Source organism: Caballeronia sp. LZ024 (assembly GCF_031451455.1).
In the GTDB taxonomy this organism is placed as follows: domain Bacteria; phylum Pseudomonadota; class Gammaproteobacteria; order Burkholderiales; family Burkholderiaceae; genus Caballeronia; species Caballeronia telluris.
Map to the genome: position 1 here is coordinate 836,351 of NZ_JARUXL010000001.1, position 24,923 is coordinate 861,273.

The 24,923-nt window shown below is 65.8% G+C and carries 24 protein-coding genes and 1 tRNA gene; 9 read left to right on the top strand and 16 right to left on the bottom strand.

Annotated elements, in window-relative coordinates:
- Window positions 1-20: 20 nt before the first annotated feature.
- From QCE48_RS03740 to aepY, 3 genes are read left to right on the top strand one after another with little or no spacing between them, the layout of a single operon-like run.
- Entirely contained in the window at window positions 21-791 is a 771-nt protein-coding gene (locus QCE48_RS03740) for a phosphocholine cytidylyltransferase family protein (protein ID WP_309786040.1), read from the top strand.
- Window positions 788-2,494: a phosphoenolpyruvate mutase gene (gene aepX, locus QCE48_RS03745; protein WP_309786038.1), complete on the top strand. Its 1,707-nt coding sequence runs from the start codon at window positions 788-790 to the stop codon at window positions 2,492-2,494. Before QCE48_RS03740 ends, aepX begins: the two co-directional genes overlap by 4 nt.
- A complete protein-coding gene (gene aepY, locus QCE48_RS03750; RefSeq protein WP_309786035.1) occupies window positions 2,487-3,650 on the top strand; it encodes a phosphonopyruvate decarboxylase in 1,164 nt (387 codons plus the stop codon). Before aepX ends, aepY begins: the two co-directional genes overlap by 8 nt.
- Here the strand turns inward: aepY and QCE48_RS03755 are convergent.
- The 10 genes from QCE48_RS03755 to hemN all read right to left on the bottom strand — a co-directional run bounded on the left by QCE48_RS03755 (window position 3,647) and on the right by hemN (window position 16,837).
- The gene (locus tag QCE48_RS03755; RefSeq protein ID WP_309786032.1) at window positions 3,647-4,087 is read right to left on the bottom strand and encodes a hypothetical protein; all 441 of its coding nucleotides are present in this window, start codon (window positions 4,085-4,087) and stop codon (window positions 3,647-3,649) included. The genes aepY and QCE48_RS03755 overlap by 4 nt on opposite strands.
- A gap of 122 nt (window positions 4,088-4,209) precedes the next feature.
- Window positions 4,210-5,547 carry a guanine deaminase gene (gene guaD, locus QCE48_RS03760; RefSeq protein ID WP_309786031.1) on the bottom strand — a complete coding sequence of 446 codons (1,338 nt, stop codon included), beginning with the start codon at window positions 5,545-5,547 and terminating at the stop codon, window positions 4,210-4,212.
- A 36-nt stretch (window positions 5,548-5,583) separates the two neighbouring features.
- Entirely contained in the window at window positions 5,584-6,954 is a 1,371-nt protein-coding gene (locus QCE48_RS03765; RefSeq protein ID WP_309786029.1) for an NCS2 family permease, read from the bottom strand.
- A gap of 10 nt (window positions 6,955-6,964) precedes the next feature.
- Window positions 6,965-7,993: an adenosine deaminase gene (locus QCE48_RS03770; protein WP_309786027.1), complete on the bottom strand. Its 1,029-nt coding sequence runs from the start codon at window positions 7,991-7,993 to the stop codon at window positions 6,965-6,967.
- A 39-nt stretch (window positions 7,994-8,032) separates the two neighbouring features.
- Complete coding sequence (gene xdhC / locus QCE48_RS03775; RefSeq protein ID WP_309786025.1) at window positions 8,033-9,043, bottom strand: xanthine dehydrogenase accessory protein XdhC; 1,011 nt, start codon at window positions 9,041-9,043, stop codon at window positions 8,033-8,035.
- A 31-nt stretch (window positions 9,044-9,074) separates the two neighbouring features.
- Complete coding sequence (gene xdhB / locus QCE48_RS03780) at window positions 9,075-11,465, bottom strand: xanthine dehydrogenase molybdopterin binding subunit (protein WP_309786023.1); 2,391 nt, start codon at window positions 11,463-11,465, stop codon at window positions 9,075-9,077.
- Entirely contained in the window at window positions 11,462-12,967 is a 1,506-nt protein-coding gene (gene xdhA / locus QCE48_RS03785) for a xanthine dehydrogenase small subunit (protein ID WP_309786022.1), read from the bottom strand. Before xdhA ends, xdhB begins: the two co-directional genes overlap by 4 nt.
- A 320-nt stretch (window positions 12,968-13,287) precedes the next feature.
- Window positions 13,288-13,806, bottom strand: coding sequence for a disulfide bond formation protein B (locus tag QCE48_RS03790; protein ID WP_309788276.1), 519 nt, complete (start codon window positions 13,804-13,806; stop codon window positions 13,288-13,290).
- 108 nt (window positions 13,807-13,914) lie between these two features.
- Window positions 13,915-15,294 carry an amidase gene (locus QCE48_RS03795; protein ID WP_309786020.1) on the bottom strand — a complete coding sequence of 460 codons (1,380 nt, stop codon included), beginning with the start codon at window positions 15,292-15,294 and terminating at the stop codon, window positions 13,915-13,917.
- A gap of 151 nt (window positions 15,295-15,445) precedes the next feature.
- Window positions 15,446-16,837 carry an oxygen-independent coproporphyrinogen III oxidase gene (gene hemN, locus QCE48_RS03800; RefSeq protein WP_309786019.1) on the bottom strand — a complete coding sequence of 464 codons (1,392 nt, stop codon included), beginning with the start codon at window positions 16,835-16,837 and terminating at the stop codon, window positions 15,446-15,448.
- 119 nt (window positions 16,838-16,956) lie between these two features.
- Here hemN and QCE48_RS03805 point away from each other — a divergent pair, with 119 nt between their 5' ends.
- The 3 genes from QCE48_RS03805 to QCE48_RS03815 all read left to right on the top strand — a co-directional run bounded on the left by QCE48_RS03805 (window position 16,957) and on the right by QCE48_RS03815 (window position 18,806).
- Window positions 16,957-17,259, top strand: coding sequence for a YkgJ family cysteine cluster protein (locus QCE48_RS03805; protein ID WP_309786017.1), 303 nt, complete (start codon window positions 16,957-16,959; stop codon window positions 17,257-17,259).
- Window positions 17,260-17,325: 66 nt separating this feature from the next.
- On the top strand, window positions 17,326-17,913 hold the full coding sequence (locus tag QCE48_RS03810; RefSeq protein WP_309786016.1) for a DUF1439 domain-containing protein: 588 nt from the start codon (window positions 17,326-17,328) through the stop codon (window positions 17,911-17,913).
- A 59-nt stretch (window positions 17,914-17,972) separates the two neighbouring features.
- Window positions 17,973-18,806, top strand: coding sequence for an undecaprenyl-diphosphate phosphatase (locus tag QCE48_RS03815; RefSeq protein ID WP_309786014.1), 834 nt, complete (start codon window positions 17,973-17,975; stop codon window positions 18,804-18,806).
- Window positions 18,807-18,872: 66 nt separating this feature from the next.
- Here QCE48_RS03815 and trmB read toward each other — a convergent pair whose 3' ends face one another.
- From trmB to QCE48_RS03840, 5 genes are all read right to left on the bottom strand, one after another.
- A complete protein-coding gene (gene trmB / locus QCE48_RS03820; protein ID WP_309786012.1) occupies window positions 18,873-19,616 on the bottom strand; it encodes a tRNA (guanosine(46)-N7)-methyltransferase TrmB in 744 nt (247 codons plus the stop codon).
- A gap of 105 nt (window positions 19,617-19,721) precedes the next feature.
- Window positions 19,722-19,796: transfer RNA gene (locus QCE48_RS03825), tRNA-Gly, on the bottom strand.
- Window positions 19,797-19,856: 60 nt separating this feature from the next.
- A complete protein-coding gene (locus tag QCE48_RS03830) occupies window positions 19,857-20,417 on the bottom strand; it encodes a YggT family protein (protein WP_087629071.1) in 561 nt (186 codons plus the stop codon).
- A 104-nt stretch (window positions 20,418-20,521) separates the two neighbouring features.
- Window positions 20,522-20,842: an EthD family reductase gene (locus tag QCE48_RS03835; RefSeq protein ID WP_309786009.1), complete on the bottom strand. Its 321-nt coding sequence runs from the start codon at window positions 20,840-20,842 to the stop codon at window positions 20,522-20,524.
- A gap of 199 nt (window positions 20,843-21,041) precedes the next feature.
- A complete protein-coding gene (locus QCE48_RS03840) occupies window positions 21,042-21,986 on the bottom strand; it encodes a DUF2520 domain-containing protein (RefSeq protein ID WP_309786007.1) in 945 nt (314 codons plus the stop codon).
- A 245-nt stretch (window positions 21,987-22,231) separates the two neighbouring features.
- Here QCE48_RS03840 and QCE48_RS03845 point away from each other — a divergent pair, with 245 nt between their 5' ends.
- The 3 genes from QCE48_RS03845 (at window position 22,232) to QCE48_RS03855 (ending at window position 24,220) form a co-directional block, all read left to right on the top strand.
- Window positions 22,232-22,393 carry a hypothetical protein gene (locus QCE48_RS03845; protein WP_165829948.1) on the top strand — a complete coding sequence of 54 codons (162 nt, stop codon included), beginning with the start codon at window positions 22,232-22,234 and terminating at the stop codon, window positions 22,391-22,393.
- 372 nt (window positions 22,394-22,765) lie between these two features.
- Complete coding sequence (locus QCE48_RS03850; protein WP_309786005.1) at window positions 22,766-23,071, top strand: hypothetical protein; 306 nt, start codon at window positions 22,766-22,768, stop codon at window positions 23,069-23,071.
- 183 nt (window positions 23,072-23,254) lie between these two features.
- The gene (locus tag QCE48_RS03855) at window positions 23,255-24,220 is read left to right on the top strand and encodes a threo-3-hydroxy-L-aspartate ammonia-lyase (RefSeq protein WP_309786004.1); all 966 of its coding nucleotides are present in this window, start codon (window positions 23,255-23,257) and stop codon (window positions 24,218-24,220) included.
- A gap of 16 nt (window positions 24,221-24,236) precedes the next feature.
- On the opposite strand, the gene QCE48_RS03860 is transcribed toward QCE48_RS03855, so the two are convergent.
- Entirely contained in the window at window positions 24,237-24,905 is a 669-nt protein-coding gene (locus QCE48_RS03860; protein ID WP_309786003.1) for a LysE family transporter, read from the bottom strand.
- Between the last annotated feature and the right edge of the window lie 18 nt (window positions 24,906-24,923).

The following is a 24,923-nucleotide window of genomic DNA, read 5'->3' on the forward strand; positions in this document are numbered from 1 at the left end:
TCCTCGAAGGGATAAGAACAATGCGCGCAATTATTCTTGCGGCCGGGATGGGCTTGCGCCTCGTCCAGCCGGAGGGGCAGCAAAAGCCGAAATGCCTGTTGCGTTTCGGCGATGTGTCGCTGCTCGAACGCCATCTGCAATTGCTGAAGGCGGCGGGCGTCGGCGAGATCGTGTTCGTGCTCGGTTTCAAGCATGAGATGGTCGAGGCCGAACTGGATTCGATCGACTGGAAACCCTCCACCGAAGTCGTCGTGAACCAGGCGTTCTCGCTCGGCAGCGTGCTGTCCGTGCACACCGCGGCCGAAGCGCTCACACGCGGCGGCGACGTGCTCCTGATGGACGCCGACGTGCTCTACGACGAACGCGTGCTCGATCCGCTCGTGGCGAACCCGCAGGCGCACGTCAACCGCTTGCTGATCGACCGCGACTTCGAAGCGGGCGACGAGCCCGTGAAGCTGTGCGTCGATGACGGCGTGCCGGTCGAATTGCGCAAGCAGGTGGTGGCGGGCCTGAAATTCGACACGATCGGCGAATCGGTCGGCTTCTTCCGTTTCGACGAGCGCGCGGCGCGCCGCCTTGCGGAAATCGTCGCGGATTACGTGGCGACCGGCCGCGCGAACCTGCCGCACGAAGAAGCGGTGCGCGATCTGCTGCAGGAACGCAGCCAGACCTTCGACATCGCCGATGTGACCGGCGCGCCGTGGATCGAAATCGACTTTCAGAACGACGTGAAGCGCGCAGCCGACGAAGTGTTGCCGCAATTGAACCAGCTAGCCGGAGTATTGCGATGAACGCACCAGGACACCTTCCCGCCGGATTCTCGCGCACGATGCGCCTGCGCGAGATGCTGCAAAGCAATCGCCTTGAATTCATGATGGAGGCGCACAACGGCTTGTCGGCGCGCATCGTGAAGGAAGCGGGCTTCAAGGCGATCTGGGGCTCGGGCCTCGCGATCTCCGCGCAGTTCGGCGTGCGCGACAACAACGAAGCGAGCTGGACGCAGGTCGTCGACATGCTCGAATTCATGGCCGACGCAAGCGACCTGCCAATCCTGCTCGACGGCGACACCGGCTACGGCAACTTCAACAACGTGCGTCGGCTCGTGAAGAAGCTGGAGCAGCGCGGGATCGCGGGCGTTTGCATCGAGGACAAGCAGTTCCCGAAGACCAACAGCTTCATCAACGGCGAAGCGCAGCCGCTCGCCGATATCGACGAATTCTGCGGCAAGATCAAGGCCGGCAAGGATTCGCAGAGCGATCCGAATTTTTCGATCGTCGCGCGCGTCGAGGCGCTGATCGCGGGCTGGGGCATGGACGAGGCGCTGCGTCGCGCGGAAGCCTACCGTCAGGCGGGCGCCGACGCGATCCTGATCCACAGCAAGCTCTCGAAGCCCGACGAGATCCTTACGTTCGCGCGCGAATGGGCGGGGCGCGGGCCGCTCGTCATCGTGCCGACGAAGTACTACAGCACGCCGACCGACGCCTTCCGGCAAGCAGGCATCAGCACCGTGATCTGGGCGAATCACCTGATTCGCGGCGCGACTTCCGCGATGCAGGCGATCGCGAAGGAGATCCACGAAAGCGAGACGCTCGTGAACGTGGAAGACCGCATCGCGGCGGTCAACGAAATCTTCCGTCTGCAAGACGCCGACGAATATTCGGCGGCCGAGAGCGTGTATCTGTCGGCGTCGAGTGCGGCGCGAAGCGCGGTCGTGCTCGCGGCGAGCCGCGGCGCGGGGCTCGAAGCCGTCACCGCCGACCGTCCGAAGGTCATGCTGCCGGTCGCGGGCAAGCCGCTTCTGCGCCATCTCGTCGAGGCGTTCAAGAAGGAAGGCATCAACGACATCACCGTGGTCGGCGGCTACCGCGCGGACGCGATCGATACGTCGGGCATCCGGCTCGTCGTCAACGAAGCGCACGACAAGACGGGCGAACTCGCGTCGCTTGCCTGCGCCGCAAAGGCCTTCACCGGCGACACGGTCATCTCCTACGGGGATTTGCTGTTTCGCAGCTACATCCTGCGCGATCTCGTGGAATCGGACAGCGACTTCTGCGTCGTGGTCGATTCGTCGCAGTCGCCGCAGGCAGGCGCATCCGCTACGGACTTCGCGTATTGCTCCACCGCCGACGACCGCGCGCTCTTCGGCCAGAAAGTGTGGCTCGAAAGCGTGACGAGCGCGGCAGGCGAAGCAAGCAACGCCCGCGCCCCGCAGGGCCGCTGGATGGGCCTTTTGAACGTGCGCGGCGATGCACGCGAGCGTCTGCTTGCGACGCTCGCGCGGCTCCAGCAACGCGAGGACTTCGGCAAGCTCGACATGGCCGCCTTGCTCAACGCGCTCGTCGAGGCGGGCGAAAAGATCGAAGTGCAGTACGTGCACGGGCACTGGCGCGGCGTCAACGATCTCGACGACTTCCGCCGCGCGGGCGACTTCGCGCACGCGCAGTCGCCGTATGGAACGGGCGGCGCGGCACCGGCGGAGGGTGCGCGTGATTGAGGCTGCCCAGTTCGTCGAAGCGGCGCGCGAGCGCGGCTTCGACTGGTATGCCGGCGTGCCGTGTTCGTTTCTCACGCCGTTCATCAACTACGTGCTGCAGGACGAGTCGTTGCATTACGTCTCGGCGGCGAACGAGGGCGATGCCGTCGCGCTGATCGCGGGCGTCGCGCTCGGCGCGTCGGGCGAACACAAGGGCCGGCGCGGCATCGCGATGATGCAGAACTCCGGTCTCGGCAACGCGGTGAGTCCGCTGACGTCGCTCACCTGGACGTTTCGTCTGCCGGAATTGCTGATCGTGACGTGGCGCGGCCAGCCGGGCGTCGCCGACGAGCCGCAGCACGCGCTGATGGGCCCTGTCACGCCGGCCATGCTCGACACGATGGAAATCCCGTGGGAGCTGTTCCCGACGGAAGCCGACGCGATCGGTCCGGCGCTCGACCGCGCGACGGCGCACTTGGACCGCACGGGTCGTCCTTACGCGCTCGTGATGCAGAAGGGCAGCGTCGCGCCGTATGCGTTGAAAAAGACCGGCCTCGCGGGCGTGCATGAACGTGCGGAGCGTGCGCAAGTCGAGCGCTTCGAAGGCGAGCGCGTCTCGCGTCACGACGCCTTGCAGCGCGTGATCGCCAAGACGCCGCTCGACTCCACCGTCGTGCTCGCGTCGACGGGCTTCTGCGGGCGCGAACTCTACGCCATCGACGATCGCGAGAATCAGTTGTATCTGGTCGGCTCGATGGGCTGCGTCACGCCGATGGCGCTCGGCCTCGCACTGTCGCGCCCCGACCTGCGCGTGGTCGCGCTCGACGGCGACGGCGCCGCGCTCATGCGCATGGGCGTCTTCGCGACGCTCGGCGCATACGGTCCCGCGAACCTCGTTCATCTGCTGCTCGACAACGGCGCGCACGAATCGACGGGCGGGCAGGCGACGGTATCGCGCGGCGTCGATTTCGCGTCGATCGCCTCGGCGTGCGGCTACGCGCTCGCGCTCGACGGCGACGACATCGGCGTGATCGACCGTCTATTCGAAGCGAAGGACGTCGGCGGTGTGCGGTTCGCGCGGCTGTCGATCAGGACCGGGACGCCCGGCGACCTGCCGCGCCCGTCGATCACGCCGGAAGACGTGCGCGCGCGGCTGCAGGCGCATCTTTCGCGCTAGTCCTGCTTGCAGAAGATCGCGGTGATGAAGGGCGCGACGTGATGCACCACGGCGTCGCTGCCCGCCGCGCGCACTTTCTCTTCCACGGCGCTGTCGAGTCCGACCACGACCGCGCCATACGCCGAGTCCGCAATGGGCTCGCCGGTGCCTTGCCTGAAAATCGGATCGTCCTTCTGATAGCCGACCACCGCATAGACGCGAAAGTCGTATGCGCTCAGTTCGGTGCCCTTCGCCGGTCGAAACGCATTGACCGAGTTCTTTTCGACGCGCATGGGTTTTTCTTCGATCAGCTGCTGTTGCAGCAGGGGCGCGATGAATGCATGCGCGTTCGATTTGCAGTCGAGTTGGGCGTCGAGGGCAAGGGCGTACGACAGCGCGGGCAAGATGGCGATGAGCGTCGACGCTAGCAGGCGAACGGATCGTGCGGGTGGCTTCATGACGCGCGGAGGCTGGCGGAAAACTCGACTTTAGCGGCAAGCTGAAAAGCGTGCTGAAGTGATGGCCCCGACGAAAAACGCCCTGTTGCCAGGGCGTTTTTCCATTTCCCGCGATGCGAGGTTCAAGCCGCTTGAGCCGCAAGCTCCAGCGCAGAAGCCCGTCGCGCATCCCTGCGATGCACGCAATTCCCGGCCGCATACGTCTCGAACACCGCGCGATCGTCGCCGAGCAAGGCGAACGCGAACAACAACTCTTCGAGCGACTCCGCGCGCGACGTGCGGCGCGCGAGCAGCGGCGTGCCGGCCGGATCGAGCACCGCGAAGTCCGCTTCGCTGCCCGGCGCGAGCGTACCGATACGGTCGTCGAGATCGAGCACCTTCGCCGCGCCCGTCGTCGAGAGCCAGAACATGCGCGTCGCGGTGAGGTGATGGCCCGTGAGGCGCGCGACCTTGTGCGCTTCGTTCATCGTCTGCAGCATCGAGAACGACGTCCCGCCGCCGACGTCCGTCGCGAGCGCGACCGGCATGTTTGCCGCGCCGGCCTTGTCGAAGTCGAAGAGACCGCTGCCGAGAAAGAGATTCGACGTCGGACAGTGCGATGCCACCGCGCCCGTTTCGGCCATGCGCTGGCGGTCGGCGTCGTCGAGATAGATGCAGTGGCCGTACACCGCGCGACGCCGCAAGAGGCTGTAGTGATCGTAGATGTCGAGATAGCTGCGGTGGCCCGGAAAGAGGCTTTCGACCCACTTGATCTCGTCGGTGTTCTCCGCGACGTGACTCTGGATGAACACGTCCTCGTGCGCGCGCGCGAGCACGCCGCACGCTTCGAGTTGCGCTTCCGTCGAGGTCGGCGCGAAGCGCGGCGTCAGCGCGTACTGCTGGCGTCCGCGGTTGTGCCAGCGCGCGATCAGCTCGGCGCTGTCGTCGTAACCGGATTGCGCCGTGTCGCGCAGGAACTCGGGGCAGTTGCGGTCCATCAGCACCTTGCCCGCGACCATGCGCAGGTTGCGCGACTCGCTCTCGGCGAAGAACGCGTCGGCGGATTCCTTGTGCACCGTGCAGTACACGAGCGCGGTCGTCGTGCCGCATGAAAGCAGTTCGTCGAGGAAGAAGCGCGCCGTCTGCCGCGCGTGCGCCGGATCGGCGAACGCGCGCTCGGTCGGGAACGTGTACGTGTTGAGCCACGGCAGAAGCCCCGGCGCCGGCGACGCGATCATGTCCGTCTGCGGATAGTGGATGTGCGAATCGATGAAGCCCGGCACGATCAGCTTGTCGCGCATCGTCTTCACGGTCGCATCGGGCGCAAGGCGCGTCTTCAATGCCGAATAGGCGCCTGCCGCGACCACGCGGCCGTCCTCGACGATCAGGAGGCCGTCTTCATCGAAGACCGCGCCGTCGGCGGCGTGCGCGGGGTCGTCGCGGAAGGTCAGAAGCTGGGCGCGGTAGGCGGTTTGAGTCATGGTGCAACGTCTCCGGATACTGTATGTAGTCGTGGTTTAAAGCTGGGTCAGAAGCAAGAGCGAGAGCGCGGCGACGACCCACATCGCCGGCTTGATGGCCTTCATCTGACCGGTGAACGCCTTGATCACGACGAACGCGAGAAAGCCATACGCGATGCCGTCGGTGATCGAATAGGTCAGCGGGATCAGGATCATCGCGAGGAACGCGGGGATCGCTTCGTCGAAGCGGTGCCATTCGATCTGCGTGATCGACTCCATCATGAACACGCCGACCAAGACGAGCGCGGGCGCCGTCGCGATGGCGGGCACGAGCGAGAGCAGCGGCGAGAGAAACAGGAACGGCAGGAAGCACAGGCCCGCGACGACCGCAACGAGCCCCGTGCGCCCGCCCGCCGAAATGCCCGCCGCCGATTCGATATACGCGTTCGCCGGACTCGTGCCGAGCGGCGCGGACACGAGCGCGGAGAACGCATCGACCATCATCGACTGGCGGATGTTGCGCGGGTTGCCGTCCTTGTCGTAGAGCTTGCCGGCTTCGGAGATCGCCATGAAAGTGGAGAGCGCATCGAAGAACGACGTGAACAGCATCACGAAGATGAACGGCCAGTAGATCACCTTCAGCGAGCCGACCAGATCGAGCTGGCCGATGCCCGAGAAGTCCGGCGCGGAGAAGAGGCCGTTCCAGTTGACGAGCGTCTTCGTCGCGATGGCGGCGGGCCAGTACGCGGTGCCGTCGCCCCAGAAGCGGCCGATCGGAATCGCGATGAGGGTCGTGAACACGATGCCGAGCATCAGCGCGCCGGTCACGCGCCGCGCGACGAGAATCGTCGTCACGGCAAGACCAATCAGGAACGTGACGACCACCGGATTGAGTGTCGCCGAATGCACGATGGTGACCGGATCGCCGACGACGAACTTCGCGTTCACGAGCCCGATCAGGCTGATGAAGAGGCCGATACCGCACGACACCGCGTGGCGCAGGTTCGCGGGAATCGCATCGACGACGAGCTTGCGCGCGTTGAACGCCGCGAGCACGGCGAAGATCACGCCGGACCAGAACACGCAGCCGAGCGCGGTCTGCCAGGGCATCTTGCCGCCGTGGACCATCACGAACGCGAAAAGCGCGTTCATCCCCATGCCGGGCGCGACGAGCACCGGATTGCGCGCATAGAGACCCATCGCGCAGCTGCCGAGAAAGCTGATGATGACGGTCGCCGTGAGCGCGGCGGGAAAGGGCACGCCCGCCTGCGAAAGAATGCCCGGATTGACGACGATGATGTACATCGCCGTGAGAAAGGTCGTGATGCCCGCGACGACTTCGGTCTTCACACGCGAGCCCGCCGTGCGAATGCCGAAGAAGCGTTCGAGCGTGGTGGTGTCGCGTTCGATTGGTGCTGTGGTTTCCATCTTCATTTTCTTATGCGGCGGCTTGCCAGTGTGCGTCGAGTTTGGCGACCATCGCGTCGCGTTCTTGCGGCGTCACGAAGGACGCTTCGAGGCTGTTCTTGAGGAGCGTGTAGACCTCGTCGTCCGAGAGCTTCAGCGCATCGACGATCGCGAAGTAGTTGGCGTTCACATAGCCGCCGAAATACGCGGGATCGTCGGAATTCACCATCACCGCGACGCCGCGATCGAGCAGGTCCTTCAGCGTGTGCTTCGTCATGTCGTCGAAGACGCAGAGCTTCAGGTTCGAAAGCGGGCACACCGTCAGCGCGATGCGCGCATCGGCGAGACGCGCGACCAGCGCCGGGTCTTCGATGCTGCGCACGCCGTGATCGACGCGATCCACCTTCAGCAGGTCGAGCGCTTCGTAGACATAAGCGGGCGGCCCTTCCTCGCCCGCGTGCGCGACGAGTTTCAGACCCTTCTCGCGCGCCTTCGCGAACACGCGCTCGAACTTCGAAGGCGGATGGCCTTGCTCCGACGAATCGAGCCCGACGCCGATCAGGCGATGCTTGTATTGATCGAAAAGCGGCAACGCGGAGTCGAACGTGGCGAGCGCGTCTTCTTCGGAAAGATGGCGCAGGAAGCAGAGAATCAGCTTGCTCGTCATGCCGCGCTTCTCGCCATCGGCAAGCGCGCGTTCGATGCCCGCGACCACCGTTTCGATCGGCACGCCACGTTCGGTGTGCGTCTGCGGATCGAAGAAGATTTCGGCGTGCGTGACGTGATCGGCGAGCGCGCGCTCGACGTAGGCCATCGTCATGTCGTAGAAGTCCTGCTCGTGCAGCAACACGCTCGCGCCCGCGTAGTAGATGTCGAGGAACGATTGCAGGTCGGTGAACGCGTAGGCCGCGCGCAGCGCATCGATCGAGTCGTAGGCGAGCTTCACGCCGTTTCTCTGCGCGAGCTGGAAGATCAGCTCGGGCTCGAGCGAGCCTTCGATGTGGATGTGCAGTTCGGCCTTGGGCGCGCGTGCGATCTTGTCGGCGAGTGTGGGGTTCATGCTTGTTTTCTTGGGCTTTGGAGTGAGGCTAAAAGGGGGTTACGCCATCTGCTGCGATGACGCGTGGGTATGCGCTTCGACCGCCTGCAGCAGTTGGGCTGCCGCTGCAACGGCGATCACTTCCGGCGCCTTGTCGACGATGCCGGACACGCCGATCGGGCACACCATGCGCGCGATGCGCACCGGATCGATCCCGCGCGACGCGAGCCGGTGCTCGAACTGCTTGCGCTTCGTATGCGAGCCGATCATGCCGAAGAACGCGAAGTCGCCGCGTTGCAGGATGCGTTCGGCAAGCAGCAGATCGAGCGGATGGTTGTGCGTCATCACGATGAAGTACGTGTTCGGCGGCGCGGCGTCGACCGCGGAATCGGGCGCGTCGTTCGGCTCGATCGTTACGTTGTCCGGCACGAACTGCGGCGCGGGAAACGCGGCGTCGCGCTCGTCGACCCAGGTCACGTGGCACGGCAGCGTCGCGAGCACGCGCGTGAGCGCCACGCCGACATGACCCGCGCCGAACAGCACGACTTGGAATTCGCGCGGCGCGATGGTCTCGGTGAGGAGCGCGCCGCTGTCGTCGAAGCCGGCGCCGTCCCACAAGAGACAATCCGCGCCCGCGACGCCCGGCTCGGGGTCTGAGATCATCACGGCGTCGGGCGCGGCGCTGAACGACACGCTGCGCACGGTCGACAGACCCTGCGCCGTGCGCTTCGCGAGCGACGTGACCCAGCCGAGATCGGAGACGTCGAGCCGCTCGAACGCGAGCACGACGGCGCCGCCGCAGCACTGGCCGAGGCTCGGTCCGAGCGCGAAGCGTTCGAGCCGGCGCATGCGCGGGCTGCGCATGCCGTCCTTCAGCACTTGCCGCGCGGTCTCGATCGCTTTCCATTCGAGATGGCCGCCGCCGATCGTGTAGCGCGCGTCCTCGCGCGTGACGATCATCTTCGTGCCGGGTTCGCGCGGCGCGGAGCCTTCGACACGCGCGACCGTCACGAGCACGAGCGCGTCGCCGTGCGCGAGCAGTTGTTGCAGGTCGTGCAGCCATGCTTGCATCGATCGGGCTCCTGGAAATGGCCGAAAGGCGTTAGTTTACCGGCGCCGCCTGCGCGGCGTGCGCAGCGGGTGCTTCGGTCGAACGCGCGCGGCAATCGTCGATCGCATCGAGGATCGCTTCGGGCGTCGCGGGCGCGCGCAGCTTCGGGGCATCGGCTGAGCCGGGCGCCACCGACGCGATCGCCGCGCGGATCGCGAGCAGCACCGAAAACGACAGCAACAGCGGCGGCTCGCCGACCGCCTTCGAGCGGAACACGGTCGGCTCGGCGTTGTTGTTGCGATAGAGCGCGACGTTGAACGCCGCGGGCGTGTCGCTGACAGCGGGGATCTTGTAAGTGGAAGGCGCGTGCGTCATCAGACGGCCGTCGCGGTTCCACCAGAGTTCTTCGGTCGTGAGCCAGCCCATGCCCTGAATGAAGCCGCCTTCGATCTGACCGATATCGATCGCCGGATTGATCGACTGCCCGGCGTCGTGCAGCAGATCGGCGCGCACGAGTTTCCATTCGCCCGTGAGCGTATCGACGACCACTTCCGACACCGCCGCGCCATACGCGAAGTAGTAGAACGGATGGCCTTGCAGCGTCTTCGCGTCCCAGTGAACCTTGGGCGTTGCGTAGAAGCCGTCGGACCAGAGCTGCACGCGCGCGAGATACGCGGCTGCGACCAACTGGCTGAAGGGCATCTCGCCGCCGTTCGAATCGACGACACCGTCGTGAAAGCGCACGTCTTCCGCGCGTCCGCCGAGCTGTTTCGCGGCGAGCTCGGCGAGGCGCGCGCGGATCGTCAGCGCGGCGGCTTCGGCGGCCTTTCCGTTCAGATCGCTGCCCGTGGATGCCGCCGTCGCGGAGGTGTTCGCGATCTTCGACGTATCGGTCGCGCTCACGCGCACGTGCGAGAGCGCGACGCCGAGCGCGTTCGCCACGACCTGCGCGACCTTCGTGTTGAGGCCCTGGCCCATTTCGGTGCCGCCGTGATTCACGAGCACCGAGCCGTCCTTGTAGACGTGCACGAGCGCGCCGGCCTGGTTCAGAAACGGCACGTTGAACGAGATGCCGAACTTGACCGGCGTGAACGCGATGCCGCGCTTAAGCACCGGGCTCGTCGCGTTGAATGCATCGATCGCGGCGCGCCGTTCGGAATAGCTGCTCGATGCGATCAGCTCGTCGGTGAGCGGCGCGATCACGTTGTCCGCGACTGTCTGGCCGTAGGGCGTCGTGTCGCGCTCGCCGATGCCGTAGAAGTTCGCGCGCCGCACCTCGAGCGGATCGCGCTGTAGCCGATGCGCGATTTCGTCGAGCAGCACTTCCATCACGAGCGCGCCCTGCGGTCCGCCGAAGCCGCGAAACGCCGTGTTCGACTGCGTGTTCGTGCGGCACGCCATCGCGACGATGTCGACGTCGCCGAGAAAGTACGCGTTGTCGAAGTGACACACGGCGCGCGTCGCCACCGCGCCCGACAAGTCCGCCGAATAGCCGGCGCGCAGTGCGATCTCGACGCGCGCGCCCGCGAGGCGGCCTTCGTCGTCGAAGCCGGCTTCGTAGGTGTAGACCGCGTCGTGGCGCTTGCCGGTGATCATGAAGTCGTCGTCGCGATCGGCGCGCAGCTTCACCGCCCGATGCAGCTTGTGCGCCGCGAGCGCCGCGACGCACGCGAACACCGCCGACTGCGATTCCTTGCCGCCGAAGCCGCCGCCCATGCGCCGGCATTCGCATTGCACGCTGTGCGCCGGCCAGCCGAGCATATGCGCGACCACTTGCTGCATCTCGCTTGGATGCTGCGTCGAACTGTGGACGAGCATGCCGTCGAGTTCCTTCGGAATCGCATACGCGACCTGGCCTTCGAGATAGAACTGCTCCTGCCCGCCGACTTCGAACTCGCCCGCGATGCGGTGCCTGGCCGCCGCGATCTTCGCGTCGGGATCGCCGCGCCGCAGATGCAGCGGCGGCAGCACGAACTGCTTCTTTTCCTTCGCCTCGCGCGGCGTGAGCACGGCGTCGAGCAGTTCGTAGCGCACGACGTCCTCGCTCTTTGCGAGCGCCGCCGCGCGCCGCGCGAGATCGTGCGTTTCGGCGATCACCGCGAACACCGGCTGGCCGAGATAGAGCACCTCGCCCGCGGCCAGGATCGGGTCGTCGTGCAGCACCGGGCCGCAATTGTTCTCGCCGGGAATGTCGGCCGCCGTCAGCACCGCGACGACGCCCGGCGCCTGTCGCACCGCGTCGAGATCGAGCGCGACGATGCGCGCATGCGCGTGCCGCGACAGCCCGAGCGCCGCGTGCAGCGTGCCGCGCACTTCGGGAATGTCGTCGATGTAGGTTGCTTCGCCGCTCACGTGCAGCGTCGCGGATTCGTGCGGCAGACCGACGCCAATCGCCGGCGCCGCAAGCGTGCCGGCTGCGGGCGGCTCGTTCAGCTTGTTCATGGCAACTCCTTCAATGCGCCGTTCTCCCGTGCTTCGAACGCGAACGCGTTCACGTCGAAGAGGGCGAGCGGGGCGTCGCCGCGCGTTTCCAGATAAAAGCGCCAGAGCACGTTGCGCGCCACCTTGCTGCGATACGCGCTCGACGCGCGCATGTCGGTGAGCGGCTGGAAGTCGGCGTCGAGCGCGGCCATCGCTTCGCGCACGGGTTCTTCGGCCCATTCGCGGCCGATCAGCGCGGCTTCGGCGGCGGGCGCGCGTTTGGGCGTCGCCGCCATGCCGCCGAACGCAATGCGCGCGCCCGTCACGCGCGAGCCCGCGAGCCTGACGGCGAACGCGGCGCAGACGGCCGAAATGTCCTGGTCGTAGCGCTTCGAGACTTTGTAAGTGCGAAAACGCAGATCCGCCGACGGCCGCGGCACGCGGATCGCCGCGACGAATTCGCCGGCGGCGAGCGCGGTCTTCTGGTACCCGAGATAGAACGCATCGAGCGGCAGCGTGCGGGTTTTATCGGCGTGTTGCAGGACGATTTGCGCGTCGAGTGCGATCAGCGCGGGCATCGAATCGCCGATCGGCGAGCCGTTCGCGACATTGCCGCCGAGCGTGCCCGCATTGCGGATCGGCAGCGAGGCGAAGCGCGTCCAGAGTTCGCTGAGTTCCGGGTAGTCGGCGGCGAGCGCGGCGTAAGCGTCTTCGAGCGATGCCGCCGCGCCGATCGTCAGATACTGCGCATCGCGCGCGATCGTCTTCAGCTCGTCGACGTTGCCGATGAAGAGCATGTCGCCAAGATCGCGGAACTGCTTCGTGACCCACAGCCCGAGGTCCGTGCTGCCCGCGAGAATGCGCGCGTTCGGATGCGCCGCGCGCAGGCGGGCGAATTCGGCGAGCGTCGCCGGGGCGTGGAATGTGGCGCCCAACGCGCCGTAGTCAAAACCTTCGGTGCGGCGGATGCCTTGCAGCGACGCTTTCAGCGCTTCGCGGTCGAACGCCGCGCGCGGATAGTCGAACATTTTTTGCGCGGCATCGACGATCGGCCGGTAGCCCGTGCAGCGGCAGAGATTGCCGGACAGCGCCGTGTTGATCTCATCGCGCGTCGGCAGGCCGGCGGCGGCTGGCTGGTTCTCGTAGAGCGCCCACATCGACATCACGAAGCCCGGCGTGCAGAAGCCGCACTGCGAGCCGTGACAATCGACCATCGCCTGTTGCACGGGATGCAGCGCGCCATCGGCGGCGCGCAGGTCTTCGACGGTGAAGAGCGCGCGGCCGTCGAGCGTCGGCAGAAACTGGATGCACGCGTTGACCGCCTTTAGCGCGAGCTGGCCGCGCGAATCGAGTTCGCCGACGACGACCGTGCACGCGCCGCAATCGCCTTCGGCGCAGCCTTCCTTCGTACCGGTGCACTGCTGGGTCTCGCGCAGATGCTGAAGCACCGTGCGCGTGACGGGCGCATCGCCGACCTCGCGGACGACGCCATGCTGCAGAAATCGGATGGTTTGCGTTGTCATCAGGGAATCCAGGACATTGCGGATCAGGCGCGCGTTACGCATTCCGGGTTCGCGCGCGCGATCCGGACTGAGCGCACGTAGATCGCCATCCAACCCCGAAGGTAACACCGCAATATCCCAAAAATATTGCGGCTCGCATATCAAGATTATGCGGATGCGCTGATAGGGGAAAGGGGCGGAACGAAAAGACGCCCGGCAAGGGCGGAGAGCGTCGGCGATCGGCCGTGCACCCCGGATTGACTGCCGGTGCGAGTGCGCCGCTGCGCGCGAAAAGCGCGCATGCGGGCGTGAAGCAGGCCGCCGCGCGGGCGGCCCGGACATCACATCGTCGACGTCCGCAGCCTGCGCTTGCTCCGCAGGCTCGCCACGACGGCGAGAAAAATGACCGCGAACGCCACGAGCGACCATTGCGGCAGCGACAGTCCCAAAATGGGCGGATAAGGCGTTTCGCACAGCCCCGCCACCTTGAACACCTGCGGCAGCCAGCGCGCGGGCGGCAGGCTGTCGACGACCGGCTGCAGCGCGTCGAACCCGCAGCTGAACCCGGGCCGCGCCTGCACGTAGACGTGCCGGGCAGCCGTCACGATGCCGCCGAGCGCGGAAAGCGCGACGAGCGATTCCAGCAGCGCGACGCCGCGCCAGCCGTTCAATCCCGCGCCGAGAAACGCGAACACGGCGATCAGCACGAAGAAATAGCGCTGGATGATGCAGAGCGGGCAGGGGTCTTCGCCGTGATAGAACTGCAGGTACAGCGCCCCGCCGACGAGCGCGAGGCAGACGAAACCGAGCAGCACCAGAAGCCGGCGTTCGCGACGCAGGACGCGGTCTTCTTCATGCATCGTGAAATGGTGTAGAGAGTTGTTCATGTATTGCAACGATTCGAGGATAAAGCACTACAGAGTGCGCGCGGATGATGAGGATTCTAGCGCGATCCTCATCCCGAAAATTCAGCGGGTCGGGGCGAGCACCGCTTCGACGGCGCGCCCGATCGACAGCAGCGCGTCGTCGTTCATCGGCGCGCCCGAGAGCATCAGGCCGACCGGCGCCTCGCCGCGCGGATGGCACGGCAGTGAAAGCCCGCAGGTGTCGAGGAAATTGAACGCGCCCGGATTGCGCAGGATGAGTGCGTTGGTCTTGCCGAACGCGTCGTCGTCGTGTTCCAGATCGGCGATGCGCGGCGGCACCACCGGCACAGTCGGGCAGAGAATCGCATCGAAACGCTGCCAGAGCGTCGTGCGCGCCGCCTCGATCATCGCGGCGCGCGCGTGCAGGAGGTCGATGTAGTCGGCGGCGCTCGCGGGCTGCCCCTTCAGGATGCGCACGAGCACGCGCGGATCGTAAGCGGCGGCGTGATCGGCGAGGAGCGGCCGGTGCCAGGCGTACGCCTCGATCGGCGCAAAGCCGAAGCGGTTGATCTCGGGCAGGCGGTCGAGCGGCGCGAAGCGCACGTCCTCGACGAGCGCGCCCGCCGCCGACAGATGATTGATCGCGGTCGAAACCGCGCTCGCGACCGTTTCGTCGACGCCGTCCGTCACGTAATTCGTCAGCACGCCGAGGCGCACGCCGTCGAGCGGGCGCGTCGCGGGCACTTCGGGTTCGCGGCCGGCGAGAATCCGGTCGACGAGCGCGCAGCACGCCACCGACGTGCCGATCGGCCCGAACGAATCGAGCGTGCTGGAAAGCGGCACGCCGCCTTGCGTCGGGATGCGGCTCGCGGTCGGCTTGAAGCCGGTCAGGCCACAGAGCGCCGACGGAATGCGGATCGAGCCGCCGGTGTCGGTGCCGAGCGCAATCGCCGCCATGCCGTCGGCGACCGATGCCGCCGCGCCCGATGACGATCCGCCCGCGATGCGTTCGTCGCCTTTCACATCGGCGTGCCAGGGCGAGCGCGGCGTGCCGTAGTGCGGGTTGAGGCCGAGCCCGGAGAACGCGAATTCGCTCATGTTCGTGCGCCCGACGATCACCGCGCCGGCGCGGCGCAGGCGGGCGACCGTGAGCGCGTCGGCCTTCGCGGGCGGCGCGTCGGCGAGCACGCGCGAGCCGGCGCGCGTCACCTGGCCTTCGACGTCGAAGAGATCCTTCACCGAAACCGGAATGCCCGCGAGCGGCGAAAGCACGGTGCCGGCGCGGCGCAGCGCGTCGTGGGCGTCGGCGGCGGCGCGGGCGGCGTCGGCATCGACCTGCAGGAAGACGGTAGAACCCTGGCCGGACGTGTCTTCGATACGCTCCAGCGCGCGTTCGACGAGCGCGCGGCTCGTCGTGCGCTGGGTGCGCAAATCGGCGGCCAGCTGGGCGAGCGGGGGAAACTGGACGGAAGTGGTCGGCATGGTGTCGGAGTGGTGAGCGCTCGGCGCGGGCTGCACGCGCCGACCGGCGGCTTGCGATGCGGGCGACACGACCGCTCGCCCGGAGTGGCTGTCATTCTATGCCACCGCAGTAATAAATACTGCATGCGCCCGCGATCGACTCCGCGCCCGCTCAGATAGTCCGCGAGAAGCGTTCGAGTGTCGACTGCCCGAGGTAGCGGTCGAACAGCATCGCGACGTTGCGCACCAGCATGCGTCCGGCGGGCAGCACGCGGATCGCGTCGGCGTCGATGGCGACGAGGCCGTCGCGCGCCATCGGCGCGAGCCGCGCCAGTTCGTCGGCGAAGGCGCTCGCGAAGTCGATGCCGTGCTCGGCTTCGAGCGCATCGAAGCGCAGCTCGGACCGGCACATCACCTGCGCGATGATGTCGCGGCGCAGAAGGTCGTCGGCCGAGAGGCGCACGCCGCGCGCGATCGCGAGCCGCCCGCTGTCGATTGCCTCGGCGTAGGCCGGGAGATCGCGCGCGTTCTGCGCGTACACGTCGCCGACCTTGCCGATCGACGACACCCCGAAGCCGATCAGGTCGCAATCCGCGCGCGTGCTGTAGCCCTGAAAATTGCGATGCAGCGTGCCGGCCTTTTGCGCCAGCGCGAGTTCGTCGCCAGGCAGCGCGAAATGGTCCATGCCGATGTAGACGTAGCCCGCGTCCGTCAGGGTCCGGATCACGCGTTCGAGGATCGCGAGCCGCGCGGCGGGCGAGGGCAGCGCACCTTCGTCCATCTGCCGCTGCATCTTGAAAAGGGACGGCATGTGCGCGTAGCCGAACACCGAAAGCCGGTCGGGCGCGAGTTCGACGATCGCGTCGAGCGTGCGGCTGAAGCTCTCGACGCTTTGATGCGGCAGGCCGTAGATCAGGTCGACACTCACCGACTTGAAGCCCGCGTCGCGCGCCGCGGCGAGCACGGTCTCGGTCATCTCGCGCGGCTGGATGCGGTTGATCGCATGCTGGACGCGCGGATCGAAATCCTGCACGCCGAGCGAGAGCCGGTTGAAGCCGATGTCGCGCAGAAGGCGGATCGTGCGCGGCGATGCCTCGCGCGGATCGATTTCGATCGAGTATTCGGCTGCGTCGTCGGGCAGCAGGTTGAAGTGCTCGCGGGTCGCTTCCATCAGCTCGGTCATCTCGCCGTGCGACAGAAACGTCGGCGTGCCGCCGCCCCAGTGCAGTTGCGAGACGGGGCGCGTCGCATCGAAAAGCTCGGCCTGCAGCGCGAGTTCGCGCTTCAACCGGTCGAGATACGGGCGCGCGTGCGCGCGGTTCTTCGTCGCGACCTTGTTGCAGCCGCAGTAAAAGCAGACCGTGTCGCAAAACGGGATGTGGAAATAGAGCGACAGGTCGCCCGAGCCTTGCGCCGCCGCGCGCCGGTAGTGGGCCGGATCGAACGATTCGGTGAACTGGACGGCGGTCGGGTAAGACGTGTAGCGCGGACCATTCGCGCTGTATTTATCGAGGAGATCGGGGCGGAAGAGGGTGTCGGCGTGAGGGGTGTTGGCGTAAGTCATCGCGGGGCCTTGGACGGATCCGTCGAGTTTATCGAGACAGCGGCGCGCGTCGTTGCGTGATATCGCCGCAGCGGCGCCGTGGGACAATGCGCGGTTGCCGCATCGTCTTCGGAACCGTCATGCCTGAACCCGCCACCCGAGCACCCCACGCCTGCCGCGAAGGCTGCGGCGCGTGCTGCGTCGCGCCTTCCATTTCCAGCCCGATTCCGGGCATGCCCGGCGGCAAGCCGGCCGGCGTGCGCTGCGTCCAGCTCGGCCATGACCTGCGCTGTATGATTTTCGGCGATCCGCGCAGGCCGGCGTGCTGCGCGGGTCTCAAGCCCTCATCGCAGATGTGCGGCGACGCGCCCGATCCTCGCGACGCACGCGCCTACGCGCTCGCCTGGCTCGCGCAACTCGAAGTCGAAACGCAACCGGATTGAGCGGGCGCGGTCCAAGACGCGGTGCGCGTTTCATTGCTCAAGATCATCGTTTCTGGAGGATTTCGCATGACTCAAACCGTCGCGCCGACGCGGCGCCGGTTGCTGTTCGTGGCGCTTGCGAGCGCCGTCACGCTCGGCTGGGCGACGCTCGTCCACCCGGCGTCGATTTTTCCGTTCATCCCCGATCACTACACGTTCACGCAGCAGCAGGTGCAGGAAGCGGTCGCGCGCAAGTTCCCGCTGCAACGCACGGCGTCGCAGATTTTCGACGTCGTGCTGAGCAATCCGGTTGTCGGCCTCGCGCCGGATCGCAATCGCGTGACCGTGCGGCTCGACGCGCGTCTTTCGACGCCGTTCATGCCGAATCCCGTGAACGGCGTATTCACGTTGTCGAGCCAGCTCGCCTACGACGCCGCGAGCCATTCAGTGATCCTGATGTCTCCGACCGTCGACGACACGCAGGTCACGGGACAAGCCGCGCAGTACAACCAGCAGATCAACGCAGCGGGCGCGCTCATCGCGACGCAACTGCTCGACCGTTACCCGATCTACACGTTCAAGCCCGAACAACTGCAGTTCGCCGGGGTGAATTATGAACCCGGTACAATCACGGTCCTTACAAACGGTATACGTGTGCAGATTCTCGAGAAGTAAGCTGAAACCTGCGCCCGCATTCCGTGATGAGCGACCAATAAAAGCGGAAGGGCAGACGGATGGACTGGATTCTGATGTGCAAGGCGCTGATTCTGGGCGTCGTGGAGGGCTTGACCGAATTTCTGCCGGTATCGAGCACAGGGCATCTGATCGTCGCCGGCAGCTTGCTGAACTACACCAATGCACAGTCGAAAGTATTTGACGTCGTGATCCAGTTCGGCGCAATTCTCGCCATTTGCTGGGAGTATCGTCGCAAGATCGGCACCGTAATCGGCGGATTGCCGACGCGGCCCGGCGCGCGGCGCTTCGCCGTGAACGTCATCATCGCGACGATTCCAGCCATCGTGCTCGGCCTGCTTTTCGAAAAGGCGATCAAGTCGGTGTTGTTTTCGCCGGTGCCGGTGTCGGTGGCACTGATCGTCGGCGGCATCGTGATCTTGTGGGCCGAGGCGCGTCAGCGTGATCGGGGCGTCGCGCCGACCGTGACCTCCGTCGACGATCTTTCCTACGCCGACGCCCTCAAGGTCGGGCTCGCGCAGTGTTTCGCGCTGATCCCGGGGACGTCGCGCTCAGGCGCGACGATCATCGGCGGCATGCTGTTCGGCCTCGAACGGCGTGTGGCGACGGAGTTTTCCTTCTTTCTTGCGATTCCGATTATCTTCGGCGCGACGCTTTATGAGTTGGCGAAATATTGGCGAACGCTGTCGGTGAATGATTTGGGGTTGTTCGCTGTCGGACTCGTTGCGGCGTTCGTCAGTGCGTTCGTCTGCGTGCGCTGGTTGCTGCGCTACGTCGCGACGCACGATTTCACCGCGTTTGCGTGGTATCGGATCGGGTTTGGGCTGTTGATTCTGATTGTGGGGTATAGCGGCGGGTTGAGTTGGGCGGAGTGAGGTTCTTTGCCCGAAACAAAAAAACGCCACGGCATGCCGTGGCGTTTTCGCATCTGCCTGCGCCGCTCACCGCCGTTTGCATACCAGATCCCACACACCGTGCCCGAGCTTGATGCCGCGCCGCTCGAATTTCGTCACGGGACGATAGTCGGGGCGAGGCGCATACCCATCCGCGGTATTTTCAAGCGCCGTTTCCGCCGACAACACTTCCAGCATCTGCTCGGCATAGTTCTGCCAATCAGTCGCAAGATGGATATACCCGCCCGGCTTCAGACGCGAAACGAGCTGCGCGACGAACTTCGGCTGGATCAGCCGGCGCTTGTGATGGCGCGCCTTGTGCCACGGATCGGGGAAGTAGATGTGCACGCCGTCGAGGCTCTCCGGCGCGATCATGTGTTCGAGCACTTCCACGGCGTCATGCTGGACGATGCGGATATTCGTGAGCCCTTCCTCGCCGATCAGCTTCAGGAGCGCGCCGACGCCCGGCTCGTGCACTTCGACGCCGAGAAAGTCGTCGCCGGCACGCGTGGCCGCGATTTCCGCCGTCGTCGCGCCCATGCCGAAACCGATTTCCAGCACGCGCGGCGCGCGCCGGCCAAAGACGGCGTCCCAGTCGAACGTCGCGGCCGCATAAGGGATGACGAAACGCGGGCCGAACTCGTCGAGCGCGCGGCGCTGGCCCGTCGAGACGCGGCCGGCGCGCGTCACGAAACTGCGGATGCGGCGGTGGCGCAGCGGATTGGTGTCGTCGGCGGGAGATGCGTCTTGAGCGCCTTCAGCGGCGGCTTCATCGCGGGAATCGTGCGTCATCGTAGGGTAATGGGCTTGATAAAGGCGCTGGCAGGAAACGCGGCGGCGCCGAAAACCAAAAAGCCGCCTTCGATATGTCGAGGAGGCGGCTTTTTGTTCGATGTCTGGAGCGGGCGATGGGAATCGAACCCACGTCTGTAGCTTGGGAAGCTACGGTAATGGCCATTATACGACGCCCGCGTGAGCCCGATATTGTAAGCGCAAGGCGTCGAAACGCGCAATTGGCACGGCCAGCGCGGCTCAGATGCCGAACAGCGTCATCGAAACGGCCACCCGCGTGACCACCATCAGCAGCACCTGAACGATCACGAACAGCAAGATCGGCGAAAGGTCGATGCCGCCCAGACGGGGCAAAATGCGCCGCAGCGGATCGAGGAACGGCGCGGTGATCTGGTAGAGCAGCGGCATCGCGGGCGACTGCGGATTGAGCCACGAGAGGAGCGCCATCAGGATCGTCATCCAGATGATCAGGTTCAGCGCCCACTTGACGACGGTCAGCACGGCGACGAGCAGCAGCATCGGCGCCATCAGCATCGGGTCGACGCCTGCCAGCACGACCATCAGCACCACATACACGAGCGACGCGATGAACGCCGCGAGAATGCTCGCCCAGTCGATCTTGCCGCCCGGCAGGATCTTGCGCAGCGGCAGCACGATCCAGTTGGTGGCCTGCATCACGGCGTTGGACACCGGGTTGTAGGGCGGCATGCGGACGACCTGCATCCAGGCGCGCAAGAGCAGCGCCGCGCCGAACAGCGTGAAAACGGTATTGAGCAGAAAACGGGCGATATCGCCGAACATCTCGGGTCCTTTTTTATGCGTGCGCAGTGTGATGCTGCGTCGGGTTCACGGGTTACGGATTGACAGCGGAACTGAACGAACGAGAAAAGCCGGCCGGCGCCGCTTCAACGGCTCACGCGGATTTCGCTGATCGACAGCGTGGGGCCGGGGCCGTCGGAATAGTTCGCCAGATCGGTCTGCAGCTCGCGCGCGACGGGCGCAAGCGCCGCGCGAAACGCTTCGACCGAGTCGAACAGCACATGCCCAACGACAGCGTGCGACGGCGCCGATCCGGGCGCCGCGCCGGAAAGACCGACATCGACCGACCAGCCCTTCACCGCATCGCCGAGACGCGCGGCCGCGAGCGGCATGTGCTGGTTGCAGTAATAGTCCACGTCGAAACGGCCGTTCTCGCGATATGGATACAGGAAACTGACCTTGATCATTGTTGATTCTCTTGGCTGTTTGTCATGGCAGCGCCGATCCGGCTCGCCGGCGGCCTGCTGACATCGTCTGCCCGGGTGCCGCATTTTCGTGCGCGGTGGCCCGGCTCCCCGCCCACCGTGCATGCACGGTGGGGCGCCGGTCGTCACCTTATCATGGCTTCAACGCCGCTTGCGCGTGTTGTCTAACGGATTGAAAGCGTCATTCCGCGATGCCCGGAGCGGGCCGCTGGTTCGCCGCTGTCCGCGACGCATCGAGCATCCTGTCGACCGATCGTTCCATCGCCGCAAGCGCATTCGGCGACGGCGGAACCGGACGCCGGCGCGCCAGTTCGATCGTGCGGCGCGTCATCAGCGCGTAGAGCGTCGCGTGGTCGCCGCCGAGGTCGTCGAGCAGCGCCAATTGTTTGTCGACGATACCCGCATCGCCGCGCGAGACCGGTCCGGCGAGCGCGCCGGCCAGGCCTTTTTCGCGCGCGGTCTCGATCGTGCCGGCGAGCATCGGCAGGACGGCGCGCAGCGCGTCGTCTTCGGAAAACCCTAATTGTTGCCAAAGTGCGACGGTCTCGGAAAGCGCGGCGAGCGCAAAGCTGGCAGCATAGTGAGCAGCGGCGTGGTACAGCATGCGGCCGCCGGGCGGGATCGAAAGCGGATGGCAACCGAGCGCATGGGCAAGCCCATCAAGGGTTTCACCGAGTTCAGGCGCCGCTTCGATCGTCACCGAGCAGCCCTGGATGCGCGTCAGGTCGCCATCGACGCCGCCGAACAGATACAACGGATGAAAGCCGCCGATGCCGCCGCCCTGGGCGCGAACCGGCGCGAGAACATCGACTGGCGTGGCGCCGCTGCAATGCACGACGGCGCGCGCGCCGCTCCCGGACGGATCGATGCGCAGTGCGTTCGCCGCCGCACCGATCTCGTCGTCGGGAACTGTCAAAAAGACGATATCGGCGCGCGCCGCGACCGCTTGTGGATTCTCGGCGACGAGGCAGCCGGGCAACTGGTCCGCGAGCGCGCGAGCCGGGCCCGGCGAGCGGCTCGCAATGGCGGTGACGGGATAGCCCGCGCGCGACCACGCACGCGAGACGCAGCGTGCGAGCCGCCCGGCGCCGACGAATCCGAGTCGTGGCGTCGCTGAATATGGCATGTTTCGTGCTCCTGGTCTGAGGAATAAGAAGTGAGACGTGAGGCATGGGACAGAACAAGGCGCCCGGCGCCGTGATGAAGGGTATCGCGCCGACAGTGCCGCGCGAATGCCTTGCGTAACGAACGCTCGCCACGCGGCTTGCAGCGCTCGGCCGGCAGCATGATTAGAACGAAAGACCGGTTTTTCTGTGCGATGAGTTGCTGGTTCCCCTTTGTGGTTGTCATTCGCTACGTTCGGAGGTCGCCATGAGCATTTTTGCTTACCGGAAGCATCTGCGGTTTCTCAGTCAGGCCCAGCGCCGCCGCTGGTGGGATCAGAAGAAGCGCCTCACGCCGCGAGTCGTGATCGGTGCCGCGTATGTGCCGCCGAACGTGACGCGTGAATTCGCGTATGTGAAGGTAGGGTAAGAAGCTCGGCGACGGAAAATCGAGTATCGACCAACACGCAGCTCAACTGCACCTGGCCGGGCACACTGGCCGAGAAGCCCCGCCGGACGTTGCGTCTCGCGGGGCTTTTTAACTGATTTGTAAATAAAAATTACCGTGCCTTTCGATGTCCGTGCGCGCGACCTCGCGGTTGACCGTCAGCCGATCGTCATCTGCATGTGCCTGCGCGGTCGTAGCGACATGAGTCGATTCTTACGCTCGCCGCGCGCTGTAAGACGAATTGCAATTTGCTACAAATGGAAGCAACGTCTTCAACGATTTTTCGCTAAATTCGATTCATACCGTCGCGAAGTCTCGGACATGTGTACCGAAGAGCGGCGAGGAGAAGAGAAAGTGAGAAAAATCGTTCCATTCGTCGTAGCTGCTTCGCTGGGCGCCGGGTTCGTCGGCGCGGCGCAAGCGCATGTGTCTGTTGGCATCGGCATCGGGGTGCCGGCTTATCCGGTCTATGCCGCTCCGGCGCCCGTCTATGTGGCGCCCCCGCCGCCGCCGGTCGTCTATCAGCCGCCCGTGGTTTATGCGCCGCCGCCCGTCGTGGTCGGCGGGTATTACGGGCGGCCTTACTGGAACCGCGGCTACTACGGTCGCGGGTACTACGGCCGCGGTTATTACGGTCATGGCCGCGGACACTGGCACTAAGCGCTAGTCCGATCCCTGTGACAACGAACGGCGCAACGCCGGCATCACGCCGGCTTGCGCCGTTTTGCATTCGACACGCGACGAGGCCGCCGGTCGAAGCGAATTAAGAGATGGCGGCCGTCTTTCCGCGGTACGTTGGAAGCTGGGAGAATGGCAGTTCCTCAATTCACGCCATTGCCTCCGATGTCCACTCTTTCCGCCCCCACTTACGCCGATGTCGTCGATGCCGCCGCGCGCATCGCCGGCGCGGCCCATTGCACGCCCGTCCTGACTTCGCGCACCGCCGACGGGCGCGCGGGCGCGTCGCTCTTCTTCAAGTGCGAAAACTTCCAGCGCATGGGCGCGTTCAAGTTCCGTGGCGCTTATAACGCCATTTCGCATTTCGACGAGCGCCAGCGTGCGGGCGGCGTGCTCACGTATTCATCGGGCAATCATGCGCAGGCGATTGCGTTGTCGGCGAAGCTCGCCGGCATCCGCGCGACCATCGTCATGCCGGAAGATGCACCCGCCGCCAAGGTGGCCGCGACACGCGGCTACGGCGGCGAAGTGATCACCTACGACCGCTACACGCAAAATCGTGAGGAAATCGGCCGCAAGCTCGCCGAGGAACGCGGCATGACGCTGATTGCGCCTTATGACCATCCGCATGTGATCGCGGGGCAGGGCACGTCGGCGAAGGAACTGATCGAGGAGACCGGGCCGCTCGATTATCTGTTCGTGTGTCTCGGCGGCGGCGGGCTGATCGGCGGCTGCGCGCTCGCGGCGGCGGCGCTGAGCCCGTCGTGCAAGGTGATCGGCGTCGAACCGGAGGCGGGCAACGACGCGCAGCAGTCGCTCGCGCGCGGCGAAATCGTGCGTATCGACGTGCCGCGTACGATCGCCGATGGCGCCGCGTCCACGCATGTCGGCGAGTACAACTTCGAGATCATCCGCCGGCACGTCGACCAGATCGTGACCGTCAGCGACGCTCAGCTGATCGACACGATGCGCTTCTTTGCCGAGCGCATGAAGATGATCGTCGAGCCGACCGGGTGCCTCGCGGCCGCGGCCGTGCTGAACAAGGTGATTCCGGTGGAAGGCAAGCGCGTCGGCGTGCTGGTGAGCGGCGGCAATGTCGATCTCGCGCGCTTCGCGCAGTTCGTCGGCTGATCGGGCTTGGCGCGGCTCAGGAAGCCGCGTGGACGATCAGGTCGCGATAACCGTTGACGATCACGCTATACGAGAAATACGCGAACAGCACAGCCGAGAGCACGTGGCACGCACGCAGGAGCGTCGTGCCGGCGCGCTTGCGGCCGTGGCTCGCGAGCATGCAGATGAAGACGGTCCAGCCGAGGCCGCCGACGAAAAATCCCGTGAGAAATACCGATGCGCTCACCGGACTCGTCGCGCCGGCTTTCGCGATCAGCGCGCCGCCGACGGCCGCGAACCACAGGATCGCGCTCGGCGACGACACCGCGAGCAACGCGCCGCGCAGGAAACTCTTGATGTGACTCTGGCGCGGCGTGACGAGATCGGCGTTGCCTTCGACGGGCGGCGCCGATGCCGGATAGAGCGCCTCGCGCGCCATCTTCCAGGTGAGAAAGAGCAGCACCACCGCGCCGCCGATCCACACGACCCAGCGCACCGCGCTGAATTGCAGCAGCGCCGACATGCCCGCGAGCGCGAGCGCCGCATAGAACAGGTCGCCGGCGCAGGTGCCGAGCCCGAGCACGAAGCCCGGCTTGAATCCGTGCGACAGCACGAGCGAAATGATGGCGACGTTCGCGATCCCGATATCGAGACACAGCGACAGCGACAGAAAAAACCCGTCCGACAACAACGACCACGAATGCATCCTGCGTACTTCCCTTCT